This window comes from Streptomyces sp. NPDC054872, assembly GCF_053610705.1.
On sequence record NZ_JBSGYY010000015.1, the window covers coordinates 120,590 to 133,109 of the forward strand.

Annotated in this window: 12 protein-coding genes; 5 read left to right on the forward strand and 7 right to left on the reverse strand. The window is 69.7% G+C overall.

Annotated features, from left to right (window positions below; all coding sequences use genetic code 11):
- Position 1 precedes the first annotated feature (1 nt).
- The 3 genes from ACWGIH_RS20440 to ACWGIH_RS20450 form a co-directional block, all read right to left on the reverse strand.
- On the reverse strand, positions 2-982 hold the full coding sequence (locus tag ACWGIH_RS20440) for an ABC transporter substrate-binding protein (protein ID WP_453445656.1): 981 nt from the start codon (positions 980-982) through the stop codon (positions 2-4).
- Entirely contained in the window at positions 979-1,782 is an 804-nt protein-coding gene (locus ACWGIH_RS20445) for an ABC transporter ATP-binding protein (RefSeq protein WP_453445721.1), read from the reverse strand. The genes ACWGIH_RS20440 and ACWGIH_RS20445 overlap by 4 nt, the downstream gene beginning before the upstream one ends.
- 279 nt (positions 1,783-2,061) lie before the next feature.
- On the reverse strand, positions 2,062-2,655 hold the full coding sequence (locus ACWGIH_RS20450; protein WP_453445657.1) for a hypothetical protein: 594 nt from the start codon (positions 2,653-2,655) through the stop codon (positions 2,062-2,064).
- A gap of 309 nt (positions 2,656-2,964) precedes the next feature.
- Between ACWGIH_RS20450 and ACWGIH_RS20455 the strand changes: the two genes are divergently transcribed.
- The 4 genes from ACWGIH_RS20455 (at position 2,965) to ACWGIH_RS20470 (ending at position 6,562) form a co-directional block, all read left to right on the forward strand.
- Positions 2,965-3,906 carry a YihY/virulence factor BrkB family protein gene (locus ACWGIH_RS20455; RefSeq protein ID WP_453445658.1) on the forward strand — a complete coding sequence of 314 codons (942 nt, stop codon included), beginning with the start codon at positions 2,965-2,967 and terminating at the stop codon, positions 3,904-3,906.
- A gap of 237 nt (positions 3,907-4,143) precedes the next feature.
- A complete protein-coding gene (locus ACWGIH_RS20460; RefSeq protein WP_453445659.1) occupies positions 4,144-4,803 on the forward strand; it encodes a hypothetical protein in 660 nt (219 codons plus the stop codon).
- A gap of 203 nt (positions 4,804-5,006) precedes the next feature.
- Positions 5,007-5,420 (forward strand): hypothetical protein, encoded by a 414-nt coding sequence (locus tag ACWGIH_RS20465; protein ID WP_453445660.1) that lies wholly within the window; start codon positions 5,007-5,009, stop codon positions 5,418-5,420.
- 248 nt (positions 5,421-5,668) lie between these two features.
- The gene (locus ACWGIH_RS20470) at positions 5,669-6,562 is read left to right on the forward strand and encodes a DUF2382 domain-containing protein (protein WP_453445661.1); all 894 of its coding nucleotides are present in this window, start codon (positions 5,669-5,671) and stop codon (positions 6,560-6,562) included.
- A gap of 132 nt (positions 6,563-6,694) precedes the next feature.
- On the opposite strand, the gene ACWGIH_RS20475 is transcribed toward ACWGIH_RS20470, so the two are convergent.
- Positions 6,695-7,168, reverse strand: a complete 474-nt coding sequence (locus tag ACWGIH_RS20475; RefSeq protein ID WP_453445662.1) for a hypothetical protein — start codon at positions 7,166-7,168, stop codon at positions 6,695-6,697.
- Between the two features lie 133 nt (positions 7,169-7,301).
- Positions 7,302-7,718 (reverse strand): hypothetical protein, encoded by a 417-nt coding sequence (locus tag ACWGIH_RS20480; RefSeq protein ID WP_453445663.1) that lies wholly within the window; start codon positions 7,716-7,718, stop codon positions 7,302-7,304.
- A 329-nt stretch (positions 7,719-8,047) separates the two neighbouring features.
- Here ACWGIH_RS20480 and ACWGIH_RS20485 point away from each other — a divergent pair, with 329 nt between their 5' ends.
- Complete coding sequence (locus tag ACWGIH_RS20485) at positions 8,048-9,625, forward strand: carbohydrate-binding protein (protein ID WP_453445664.1); 1,578 nt, start codon at positions 8,048-8,050, stop codon at positions 9,623-9,625.
- Between the two features lie 75 nt (positions 9,626-9,700).
- Here ACWGIH_RS20485 and ACWGIH_RS20490 read toward each other — a convergent pair whose 3' ends face one another.
- Both ACWGIH_RS20490 and arfA read right to left on the reverse strand, forming a co-directional pair.
- Entirely contained in the window at positions 9,701-10,900 is a 1,200-nt protein-coding gene (locus ACWGIH_RS20490; RefSeq protein WP_453445665.1) for a sialidase family protein, read from the reverse strand.
- A gap of 56 nt (positions 10,901-10,956) precedes the next feature.
- The gene (gene arfA / locus ACWGIH_RS20495; RefSeq protein WP_453445666.1) at positions 10,957-12,477 is read right to left on the reverse strand and encodes an arabinosylfuranosidase ArfA; all 1,521 of its coding nucleotides are present in this window, start codon (positions 12,475-12,477) and stop codon (positions 10,957-10,959) included.
- Between the last annotated feature and the right edge of the window lie 43 nt (positions 12,478-12,520).

A 12,520-nucleotide genomic window follows, 5' to 3' on the forward strand; every position in this document is an offset into this window, starting at 1 on the left:
CCTACTTCTTCAGGCTGTCGATGAGGGCGTCGATGTACGCCTCCATCGCCTGGGGGCCGCCGAACATCCAGATGCCGTCGGGCAGGCGGTGGACCTCGTCGTCCTTGACGAACGGCAGCGACTTCCAGACGGAGTTGTCGGCGAGCTCGTCGGTGAACACGTCGGAGCTGTCGTCGCCCTTGTTGCCGATGTAGACGAACTTCACGTCGTCGTCGAGCTCGGTGAGGCCCTCGACGTCGGTGGTGGCGAGCCCGTAGTCCTTGTCGCCCTTGATCTTCCAGGCGTTCTTCAGGCCGAGGTCCTCGTTGACGGCGCCGAGCAGGGAGTTGCTGGTGTAGCCGCGCAGGGAGACCTGGTTGGAGGCGGCGTAGCCGTCGGCCATGGCGATCTTCGAGCCGTCGAGCTTGGCCTCCTTCAGCGCCTTCTTGCCTTCGGCGACCTTCGCCTCGTACGACTCCTTGGCCTTCTTGGCCTCGGCGGTCGTGCCGGTGGCCTTGGCGATGACGTCGAGCGTGTCCATCATCTGGCCGACCTGGTCGGAGCCGTCGGCGGCCTTGACCTGGAGGACGGGGCCGACCTTCTTCATCTGCTTCACCGCGGAGGCCGACATGTCGGTCGTGGTGACGATGAGGTCCGGGGTGAGACCGGCGAGCGTGTCCATGCTCGGCTCACCGCGGGTGCCGATGTCCTTGGGATCGTTCTTGAGCGGGACGGCGGAGTCCCATGCCTTGTAGCCCTTGACGTCGGCGACGCCGACCGGGTCCACGCCGAGCGTGACCATGGACTCGACGACGTTCCACTCGGTGCCGACGACCTTCTTGGCCGGACCGTCGAGCTTCACCTCGGCGCCGTTGGCGTCGGTGACGGTGATCGGTTCGGCCTTCTTGTCCGAGCTGGTCTTGGCGGGCTCGGAGGTACCGCAACCGGACAGGACGAGGGCTACGGCGCCGGCGGCCGCCGCGGCGATGAGGGGGCGTCTCATGAGGAGTGGAGCCTTTCACTTCTGCTGTGGTGGCGGCCTATCGCGCGGGTGCGCAGGCGGCCGGTGAGGGGGTCTGTGTCGACCTCGATGCGGATGCCGTACGTCTCGGAGAGGCGCTCGGGACGCAGGACGTCCTCGGGGGCGCCGTCGGCGACGATGCGCCCGGCGTCGAGCAGAGCGATCCGGTCGGCGACGGCTGCGGCTTGGTCGAGGTCGTGCAGGACGACGCCGACGGCGATGCCGCCGTCGTCCGCGAGGTCACGCATGAGGTCGAGGAGTTCGATCTGGTAGCGCAGGTCGAGGTAGGTGGTCGGTTCGTCGAGGAGGAGCACGCCGGTCTCCTGGGCGAGACAGCTGGCGAGCCAGACCCGCTGCAGCTGTCCGCCGGAGAGCTGGTCGACCGCGCGCTCGGCGAGGCCTTCGACGCCGGTCATGGTGAGCACGCGCTCCACCACGGCCGCGCCCCCCGCGTCGGCCTGACCCCAGCGCCCCCGGTAGGGGTAACGGCCGAATTCCACGACGTCACGGACGGTCAGACCGCCGGGCGTGGGACGTCCTTGGGTCAGGAGCGCGACGCGTCGGGCGAACTGGCGCGCGGTGAGGTCGAAGCCGTCGGCGGCCTCGGCCGTGCCGGAGTCGAGGGTCAGCGTGCCGAGCCGGGCGCCCTGCAGGCGGGCGACGCTGCGCAGCAGTGTCGACTTGCCGCTCCCGTTCGGGCCGACGAGTGCGGTCACTTCGCCGGGCCTGAGCTGGATGGCGGCGTCGTGCACGACGTCGACGCCGTCGTACGACACCGTCATGTGCTCGGCGGACAATTCGTGACCGCGCGGACGTGTTGCGCTACCTGCGCGTTCACCTGATCTCACGGCGTGCAGGTTAGCCTAACCTTAGTCTGGCTGGAAGTAGGGGGTCCCGAGCCGGGCGAAAGGCACGCGCCGCACTTCGCCGGTGACGGCCGTGACATGCACCCCCAACGGCCCTCAACCGGCTTGCGCGGCAGCGTTGTTGCACGACGATGCCGCCCATCGGTCGAGCTGATGGACGGCATCTGTCGGTGGCGCTGATTCGCCCTCGTTCGCTCAGTAGAGCTTCGCGACGGCCTTGATGGTCGTGGTCTTGAAGTCGCCCACCTGCGCGTGGGCGAAGTTGCCCATCTGCCCCCACTGGACGACCGTCACCGTGCTGCCGTCACGGCCGACCGAGAACATGTTGATGTCGGAGGAGCCCGTCGTGGCCTCGGTGTGGACGCCGTAGACGTGGGCGCCCTCCTCGATGTTCAGCTTCCCGTAGTACTTCTGGGTCGCGGTGACGTCGGGGTTCTCCTTCATCACCTTCTCCGAGCAGCCCTGGAGGTTCTTGCGCAGCAGGGCCGCGAAGTCCTTGGCGCGCTGCTCGTTGCGCTCGACCACCGTCACCTGGAGGGCGCCGGTGTCGTACTCCGTGCGGTAGGCGCGGTGCACGGAGATGGAGGGCAGGGCCTCCCCCACACACATCGGCAGCGGGTCGGGCTGCCCCGCCGTCACCGGCCCCGCCGTCCACGCCGACGACGCGTGCGGCGGCAGTTCGGCCGGAGCCAGAAACCGGGGCGAACCGGCGGCGGCCGCCGGACTCGTACCGGCCACCACACCCGCCACGGCCACCGCGGCACCCAGCGCACACAGTCCTCGGTTCATGCGAACACGCATCATCGTCAACTCCCCGTTTCGAGAGGGTCAGCTTGCCTGCCCCCACACCACATACGACCCGCGACACCCCGCACCCGTTGCCCCCACGCACGTCACAGCCCTGTCCGCGATGTCACCGAACGGTCACCTCCGCCGACGGCCGGCCGCGGGGACCCGCCGTGAGTCACGCGTGACAGGAAGGGGAAGATTGCTCTCCGCCCGCTTCCGCGTGACGGACCCGGGCAACACGTGTCCAAGGGGTCGAACCGGGAAGACGGCGCAGTGCGCCGTCCGCAGGAGACAACGAGGAGTAACCCCATGGACAGTTCCGCTGCGCCCGAAGGTGCGGGGCACGCCCCCATCTCGGGCGGGTCCGGCGCGCTCGCCGCCCCCGCCGGACCGGCCGGGGCCCCCTCGGCATGGGCACGGCGGGGTGCCGCGCTGCGCCGCACCCCGGTGGCGATGTGGAACGACGACGTCTCGGACTGGGCCGCGGCCCTGACGTACTACGCGATTCTCGCCCTGCTGCCCGCGCTCCTCGTCACGGTCAGCCTGATCAGCCTCGTCAGCCCCGACACCACGCAGGAGCTCATCACCGAGGTCACCGACTGGGCGCCCGCGCAGTCGGGCAGCGCGTTGAACGAGGCGCTGACCGAGATGGCCGAAGCACATGCGGCCGCCGTGACGGTGGTGATCGGAGGCGGGGTCAGCGCCCTGTGGTCCGCCTCCAGTTACGCGGCCGTCTTCCGCAGGGCCCTGCACGCGATGCACGGCGTGAAGGACACGCGGCCCGTGTGGCGCAAGGCGCACCGGGTCCTGATGACCGCCCTCGCGCTGCTCGCGCTGTTGGGCGCCAGCGCGCTCCTGCTCGTGGTGAGCGGCTCACTCGCCCAGGCGGTCGGGCAGCGCATCGGGGTCGGCGACGCGGGGCAGACCGCATGGAACGTCATGAAATGGCCCGCTCTGGTCTGCCTGGTGGTCCTGCTCGTCCTCGTGCTCTTCCGCAACGCGCCCCCGTCGGAGCGCGGATGGCGCCGCAGCCTGCCGGGCGGTCTGCTCGCAGCCCTCCTGTGGCTCCTGTCCTCGGGCCTGTTCACCTTGTACGCCACGGGGTTCGGCACCTACGGCAAGCTCTACGGCTCACTGGCGGGCGTGGTCGTCTTCCTGGTGTGGCTCTGGGTGTCCAACTTGGCGCTGCTGGCCGGAGCACAGTTCACGGTGGAAATGGCCCGCGCCCCGGCTGCCGCTTCGAGTACCTGAGGCCTACCCGCCCATGCCCCCCGAACGCCGCGCGAAATGACCTGCCACCTATGCGCGGCCTTCGCGGACTTCCCGTCATCCGCACCGTCCGTCCATCGGGCGCGAGCACCGAGAGCCGTCGGCGGGGCGCAATCGCTCTCGGAACGAATCGCGCCAAACCCCCCACGGATCTTCCCGGATCGCCGTATGCTGACACGCCCCTCGACCTCCGGGAGAAGGCAGGCAGGTAATGTCCTCATGGCGGTAGGTCCGGAAGCGACGGTTGTGGCGAAAGCGGCGGGCAGCGTGCTCCGGGGCGTGTCCGACCGCGCTACCAGCACCCCGCCGTGGCCGAACATGCACGAAGCGCTGATGGAACTCCACGAGATCCTGAACGACTGGTGCGAGGCCGCGCGAACGACCGGCGAAGCGCTGGCGCGACTCGAATCGGAACACCTCACCCGTCGCTTCATGAAGACGGTCGGCGGTGCGGGGAACGGCGCGGGCCGACCTGCTTCCTTCCTCGGAATCCCTCTGAGGAAGGGGTACATCGAGATCGCCCAGCGCGACATCGACGCCGTCCTGGCGCCTCCCGCACCCCTGATGCAGCGCTGGAGCACGGCCAAACGCCGCCAAGCGGCGCGGCGTTCGCTGCGCAGCCTGATGAGCGTCTACTGCGCAGAACTTCTCGACGACTTCGATCGTGCGGTAGAAGGCCGCGTCGAGTGGGTGAAGGAGTATCGCGACAGCATGGATGTCGCGCTCACGTACGGGCTGGAGCCGGAAACCCTGGACCGCATGATCCGGGACACCACTCGCACCACGACGGTACTAGTGGCCGTCCGCGATGACATGAAGCGGCTCATCCGGGAGCACTACCCCATGGGCAGCACCGACGCGCGGACTGCCGCGGGATAAGCCGAACCCACAGCGGTCCGGGCAGGCCGCGTTGTGCGCCCCCGGGCGGAAATCCGAGGCGCCGCGCCCCCGTGCATTCCTCCCTGCGCGCCGCGTGCGCTCCCCCCGCGGGGGTTCGGGCACGGCACGTACCGGTGATACGCCTGAAGGACGAACTACTCGTGTACGTGTTCCCCCACGCGGCATCGAAGAGGAGTCATCCCATGGCCTCGTTCGACACGGGACGGTTGTGCGCGATCGTCAAGATCCTGGACCAGGCAAGCACCCACCTCCGGCTGGCCGCCCGCGAGTGCACGCTCGCCGGAGCCGCGCCGGCGGTGGCCCGGCCGGCGGCCGACCCCACCACCTCCGGCATCACCGCACTCCTGAGCGTCTCGGAACAGGCTTCGGGCAGCGTCCGGCGTGCTCTCGTCCACATCCGTAACGGTGAGGACCAGCACGCGCAGCGCGAACTGGAACGGGCCCGCACCCAGCCGTGCGTGGCGGCCCTCGCTCCGGCGGCACTGCCGCAGCCCCTCCCCCGGCGCGTGACCACGGCGCTCCGTCTGATGCAGGGGATCACCGGCTTCTTCCCGTCCGAGACCGAGCAGGTCTTGGTGCGGGCAGCCCTGCCCTAGCCGCCCTCCTCGGCCAAGCGGGCCGATCCGACGGTCACTCGCATGGGCTAATGCCCAGAACTGTGGGAAAAATCGCCCTGATCGCCGCAAACAGCCTGCCGTAGCACCCCGGAAGAGCCGTCCGCACACGCTCAGTGACTCTCCTGGTTGCGTCACCCACCCGTCCGGCGCGGGATGGAGGGGACGCGTGCGACGTCCGTGGCGAGATCCGATTCTGCCCGTCGCGCGCTGCGAGGGAGTGATCACCCATGGCTCAGGGCGAGGCCTTCACCAGCGCCGACGGGCTCGCGGGCCTTACGGCCTACGACCGTACCGGCGAGAAGATCGGCAGCGTCGAGCAGGTGTATCTCGACGACCGAACTGGGCGTCCGGAGTGGGTGACCGTCAAGACCGGTCTCTTCGGCATGAAGCAGAGCTTCGTACCGCTCGCCGGAGCCCGCCGCCAGCAGGACGAGCTGCACGTGACGGCCACCAAGGAAGCCGTCAAGGAGGCTCCGCGCGTGGACGCCGACCAGCACCTCGAACCGGGCCAGGAGGAGGACCTCTACACCCACTACGGGCTCACCCGGCCCACGGGCACGCCCCGCTCCGCTCCGGCGGCCGGTGGCCGTGCCGGTGCCGCGGGCATGGCCGGTGCGGGTGCGGGCGCCGGGATGGGCATGGGCGCCGGCGAGGGTCGCAACGCGGGCGCGCGTGAGTTCGCCACGCGCTCCGGCGCGGGCGACGACAGCAAGCACGACGAGATGATCCGCTCGGAGGAGCGGCTTCGCGTCGGGACGGAAGAGCAGGAGGTCGGGCACGCCCGACTGCGCAAGGTGGTCGTCGACGAAAACGTGAAGACCTCCGTCCCCGTCTCCCACGAGGAGGTTCGCGTCGTACGCGAGCCCATCCGCGAGGGTGACCGCACGCGGGCCAACATCGGCGAGGAGCAGACCGAGGTGACCCTGCACGCCGAGCGAGCGGTGGTCAGCAAGGAGTCCGTGCCGGTCGAGCGGGTCCGCCTGGAGACCGAGAAGGTCACCGAGACCCAGGAGGTCTCGGACACGGTGCGCAAGGAGCAGATCGAGTTCGACGACGCCAAGGGCGAGCGCGGCGCGAAGGGCGAGAACTGGCGTGACCGGAAGCAGGGTCCGCGCCACTGACGCCCCTCAGGGCGCCCCGTTCGCGGGCAACTGACGGTGGAGGGAGGGAGCACTCACCCCGAGTGCTCCCTCCCTCCACGTCTGCCGCCTGCAGCGCCGCCGGGTCGAACGCGCGACGCACGGAGTCGAGAACTAACCGCGGCCGGCGTCCTCGCACGCGGGGCAGGCCGGCCTGCCGTCGATCAACACCCCGTTCTCCGACGCCGCTTCACAGATGCCGGGGCGGTCGGGGTGGTTGGCCTGACAGTGACAGGTGCAGGTGTCGGTGACCGCTGCCAGGGAGGAGCCGCGTTGGGGTGCGAGGCCCATGCGGATGTCGTGGCAGTTGCGGCACATCGGTACGGGGCGGGAGTCGCCGGTGGGCGAGTTGAGGACGCCGCTGAAGCCTGGTTCGGCGCGACCGCCGCATGTGCCGGGGAACTCGGGGTGGACATCGCACGGACAGTGGCAGGCGCCGGGCCCGGGGGGACGGACGGGGGCTGCGAACTGCTCCGCGTTCGCGTGGAACGGCTCCGCGTTGGTGTGCAACTGCGCTGCGTCGGTCTGGCACTGCTCTGCGTTCGTCTGGAACTGCTCTGCGTTCGGGGCGGGTGCAGGCTTGGTCATACGTTCATTGTCCGGCCAAGCCGCACCTGACCGTCGGGCGACCGTGTGGTGATCCCCCGAAGGGGCTGCCGGCACGCGACCTCGACCGACCGGCTCAGCGCCCCCGACCGACCGGCCGGGGGCACCGAGCTGCTCAGGTGCCGGCGTCGGCCAGGGCGACCGCGCCCGTCCGGCACGCCGCCGCCGCGGTCGTGATGACCTCCTCGTACAACTCGTCGTCGAGCAGGACGGTGAGCCCGCAGGCGATCCCCCACGCGACGTGCGCGGCGTCCTCTCCCAGAATCTGTTCCCGCTCGTGGAGCTCCCGCCCGAGGTAGTGGCTGTGGAGGTCCCTTGGGCCGGGGCTTTCCGCGCGCCGTCGGACGGCTTCGACGGCGCTCTCCGTGAACGTCCCGTAGTCGGTGTCGCCGAGCAGTCTGCGCAGTTGCTCGAGCTGGGCGTGCGCGGCACGCAGGCGCAGCGGCCAGTCTCGGCTGATGCCGAACTCCTCTTCCATGGCCTGCGTCAGATCGATCCGCCGGAACATCTCGTCGAGTGGGTCGTAGGTCATGATCTCTCGGTAGCGGCTGCCGGGGCCCGGGCAGCGAAGGCTCGCTGCCGGCTCCCCCGTGTGGCCGCACATCGACCGGTCGGGCGGCGCGGACCCGGCCACGCTCTCCGCGCGCTCGCCTCGCGTACCCCTGCGCACACCATTCGTTCGAGTCCATGACTAAGAATCATGTACATGACCATTGACGTGTTCACGGCGTGGCAATAGCTTCCACGAAAGCGCTTTCCCTCGGTAGATGCAAGGGTCGGCAGCCCAGCCGATTCATCATGCCGAACAGCCGCATCCTCACTTGATCTGGTCAGACGAGCCAATCAACCTGGAGACCCCCGATGCGAACAAGATCCATCACCGCCTGCGTCGGCTTACTTGCCGGCACGCTCGTCGCGCTGTCCGGCAATGCCGCACAGGCCGCGCCCATCCTCTACGAGGCCGAGAACTCCCCCGCGGTCTGCACCGGCACCGTCGACTCCGACTGGGCCGGCTACTCCGGCAGCGGCTTCTGCAACGCCACCAACGCGGCAGGCGCTCATGTGCAGTTCACCGTGAACGCCCCCGCCGCGGGCACCGCGACCCTGAAGGTCCGCTTCGCCAACGGAACCACCGCCGCACGACCGGCGGACATCACGGTGAACGGTTCCGCGGCAGCCTCCGCGTCGTTCGAGAACACCGGCACGTGGGGGACCTGGGCGACGAAGACGCTCACGGTGCCGGTGAGGGCAGGATCCAACACCGTCCGGCTCAACCCCACGACCTCCGCGGGGCTGCCCAACATCGACTACCTGGACGTCGACGCGGGCGACGACACCACGCCCCCGCCCTCGGCCTCCGCGCTGTACGTGGCACCGAACGGAACCGACGGCGCGAGCGGCACGCAAGCGGACCCCACCACGCTCACCTCCGCCATCTCCCGCATCACCCCCGGCGGAACGATCTACCTGCGCGGCGGGACCTACCGTCACTCGCAGACGGTCACCATCCCGCAGGGCAACAACGGCACCGCGAGCGACCGCACCGAGCTGGCCGCCTACCCGGGTGAGACGCCGGTCCTGAACTTCTCGGCGCAGAGCGAGGACACGGCCAACCGCGGGCTCGCGGTCAACGGGTCGTACTGGCACGTCAAGGGCATCGTCGTCGAGCGCGCCGGTGACAACGGCATCTTCGTCGGCGGCAGCAACAACATCTTCGAGCGCACGGTGACCCGCTACAACCGCGACACCGGCCTGCAGCTCTCCCGCATGCTCTCCACCACCCCCAGCAGCCAGTGGCCCTCCAACAACCTCATCCTGAGCGCGGAGTCGCACGACAACGCCGACTCCGACGGGGAGGACGCCGACGGCTTCGCCGCGAAGCTCACGTCCGGGCCCGGGAACGTGTTCCGGTACGCCGTGGCCCACAACAACATCGACGACGGCTGGGACCTCTACACCAAGTCCGACACGGGCCCCATCGGCGCGGTGACCATCGAGGATTCGCTCGCCCACGGCAACGGCACGCTCAGCGACGGCTCCCAGGCCGGCAACGGCGACCGCAACGGCTACAAGCTCGGCGGCGAGGACATCAAGGTCAACCACGTCATCCGGCGCAACATCGCCCACGACAACGGCAAGCACGGGTTCACGTACAACAGGAACCTCGGGTCGATGGCGGTGTCGGACAACGTCAGCATCGACAACGACGAGCGCAACTACTCGTTCGACGGAGGCACTTCGGTGTTCCGGAACAACACGTCCTGCCGCAGCGGAAGCGGGACGAACGACAAGATCGTCGGCAACTCCGACAGCTCGAACCAGTTCTGGTCCGGCTCGAACGGGTCGCGCTGCTCCTCGCACTCCGGGGAGCTCAAGTGGTCCTTCGCGACGGACGGGCGCCTCGTCGTGACCTTCGGCGGCAACGCGATAACCCCGTAGCAGCACAACGTGGCGGCTGACCGGTGCCCCACGTGTGCGACGTGGTCATCGCGCACACGCGGGGCACCTGCGTACTCAGGCGCCGGGCACCGATCCGGTGGCGAAGTACGGCTTGCAGACCGAGCCGGACCAGTCCGTGGCTATTTCAAGGAGCCTGTTGCCGTCGGCCGACGGCAACAGGGCCGAGCTGTAGTTGGGGCAGTAGTCGACGGTCGTCGACTCGACGGCAACCGGCGCCGGGATCTCGCGCCAACTCCCCGCGCCACCGGAGCTGTTGACCCACACGGTGCGCCCGCTTGCGGCCGCCTTGCTGCCGTCGCGGTTGTACATGACCTGGCCGACGAGGAAGAGCCTGCCCTTCGGGTTGCCCGCCTCCGGCGCCCACGCCAGGTTCGGCGCGTGCTTGAAGTACTTGCCGTCGGCGGTCTCCGGGCGGATGCCCAGGTAGGTGGGAGAGCCCCAGTTCCAGCCGTCGGACGAGGTCCGGTAGTGCACGACGCACTGGAACTGGCCGGCGGCCGCGCAGATCTCGAACGACATGAAGTAGGTCCCGTCGCCCATCTTGCGCACCACCGCCATGCCGGGCCGGTCCGAGGCCAGGGTGCTCGCGACGGTGTCGTGGTGGCCCGTCCAGGTCACCCCGTTCGCGGTGCGGGCGGCCACCAGCTTCTGACTGTGCCCGGTGTCGGTCTCGTCGGAGTAGTGCGCCACGAGCTGCCCGGAGGCGTCGACGGAGAACTCCGGCTCCCACAGCCCCTTGTCGTTCGACGCCGTGGCGATGGTGGAGAGGTAGCTCCAACTGCGGCCCACGTCCGCGCTCTTGAAGACCCGCAGGGCCATCCGCCGGTTCGGCTCGTCCTGCCCGACCGACGCCGCCCACAGCAGCGTCCCCGCGGGCAGTTTGCCGATGCGCCGCGGGAGTTCGTACAGCGTCGAGCAGCAAAGACCCTGCCCGCCCGCGGCCTCGGGGTCGCGCACCGTGCCGACCTCACGGAACGAAGCGCCCCCGTCCGTGCTCTCGTGAATGGCGCCGAGCCCGTTGTTCCCGTCGAACGTGACCACGGAGGCCAGGATCCGGCCGTTGGCGTCGCCGTTGTGGGCGAGTCTGACGGCGCGTGGATACAGGCCGGTGCCATCGCGCAGCAGGGTGCCGGTCGCGGCGTCGGCCGACGTCCCGGTCTGCGTGACGAACAGTGCCGCCACGAGGGCGAGCAGCAGGGGGATCAGGGCGGTGGGGCGGAGGAGACGTGGTCGTGCGGGGTGGTGCGCTGACATGGGCCTCTCCTGACTCTGCGGAAATGGGCGGTGGGTACTGCGAACCGGGCCCGCTGTCAGCCCTGTCGAGGGGCGAGCCGGATGACGTTCCAGGAGACCGGCGGCAACTCGGCCGTCAGAGCGCCCTGGGCGGTGATGTGCGTGCCGGACGCGGGGCGTGGCACCACTCGGTCCGGCTGCGCCTCGGTGTTGACCGCGTCCGGGTCCTGGTCGGCCAGGACCAGGTGCTCCACGACGCGGTACCCGGCGGCTTCCCCGCGCAGCGCGGCCTCGAGGAGCAGGGGCTGCTCCTGGTCGCGGTTGACGGCCAGGACGGTGAGTGCGCCGGTCTCCTCGTCGTGCGTCACCACGGTGTCGAGTGCGGACACGTCCCCGTACTGAGGTGTGTCGATGCGCGGTCCTGTGGCATCGGTGCGCAGCACACGTCCGGTGGCGAAGCGGGCCGCTTGGGCGAAGGGGTGGAAGATGGTCTGGCGCCAGCTGGCGCCGCCGGGCTCGGTGCGGATGGGTGCGATGACGTTGACCAGCTGGGCCAGGCAGGCGATGGCCACCCGGTCGGCGTTGCGCAACAGCGTGATGAGCAGCGAGCCGACCACGGCGGCGTCGGTCACGCTGTACGTGTCCTCGATGAGGCGGGGTGTCTCGGCGGTCTCCAGATTGCGCTCACCGACGAACCGGGCGGCGTACCAGACGTTCCACTCGTCGAAGGAGAGCTTGATGTGCTTCTTGGCGCCGCGCACCGCACGGACGTGGTCGGCCGTCGACACGACGTCGCGGATGTACTGGTCCATGTGCGCGCCCGAGGCGAGGAAGCTGGCGCGGTCGCCGTCGAACTCCTCGTAGTAGGCGTGCAGGGAGAGGTAGTCGACCTCGTCGTAGGTCTGCTCGAGGACCTCGCGCTCCCAGGTGCCGAAGGTCGGCATCCGCGAGTTGGAGCTGCCGCACGCGACGAGTTCGATGGACGGGTCGACCTGGCGCATCGCCTTGCCGGCCTCGGCCGCGAGCCGCCCGTACTCGGTGGCCGTCTTGTGGCCCGTCTGCCACGGCCCGTCCATCTCGTTGCCCAGGCACCACAGTTTCACGCCGTGCGGGTCACTCACGCCGTGCTTGACGCGCAGGTCCGACCAGGCGGTGCCGCCCGGGTGGTTGCAGTACTCGACCAGGGCGCGGGCGGCGTCGATGCCGCGCGTCCCGAGGTTCACGGCCATCATCGGGTCGAGGCCCAACTGGCTTGCCCAGCCGAGGAATTCGTTGGTGCCGACGCGGTTGGTCTCGATGGAGCGCCAGGCCAGGTCGAGGCGGCGCGGGCGGTCGGCGACCGGGCCGACGCCGTCCTCCCAGTGGTAGCCGGAGACGAAGTTGCCACCGGGGTAGCGCACCAGGCCCGTGCCCAGTTCGCGGACAAGATCGGCGACGTCACCGCGGAATCCGTCGGCGTCGGCGGTGGGGTGCCCGGGGTCGTGGATGCCGGTGTAGACGCAGCGTCCCATGTGCTCGACGAAGGTTCCGTACAGGCGCGGGTCGACGTCTCCGACGCTGAACTCCGGGTCGATGACGAACCGTGCGGTGTGCGGCATGTTCGGGTGCCTCTCTCTATGGTGCGGTGATCGGGTCGGGCGG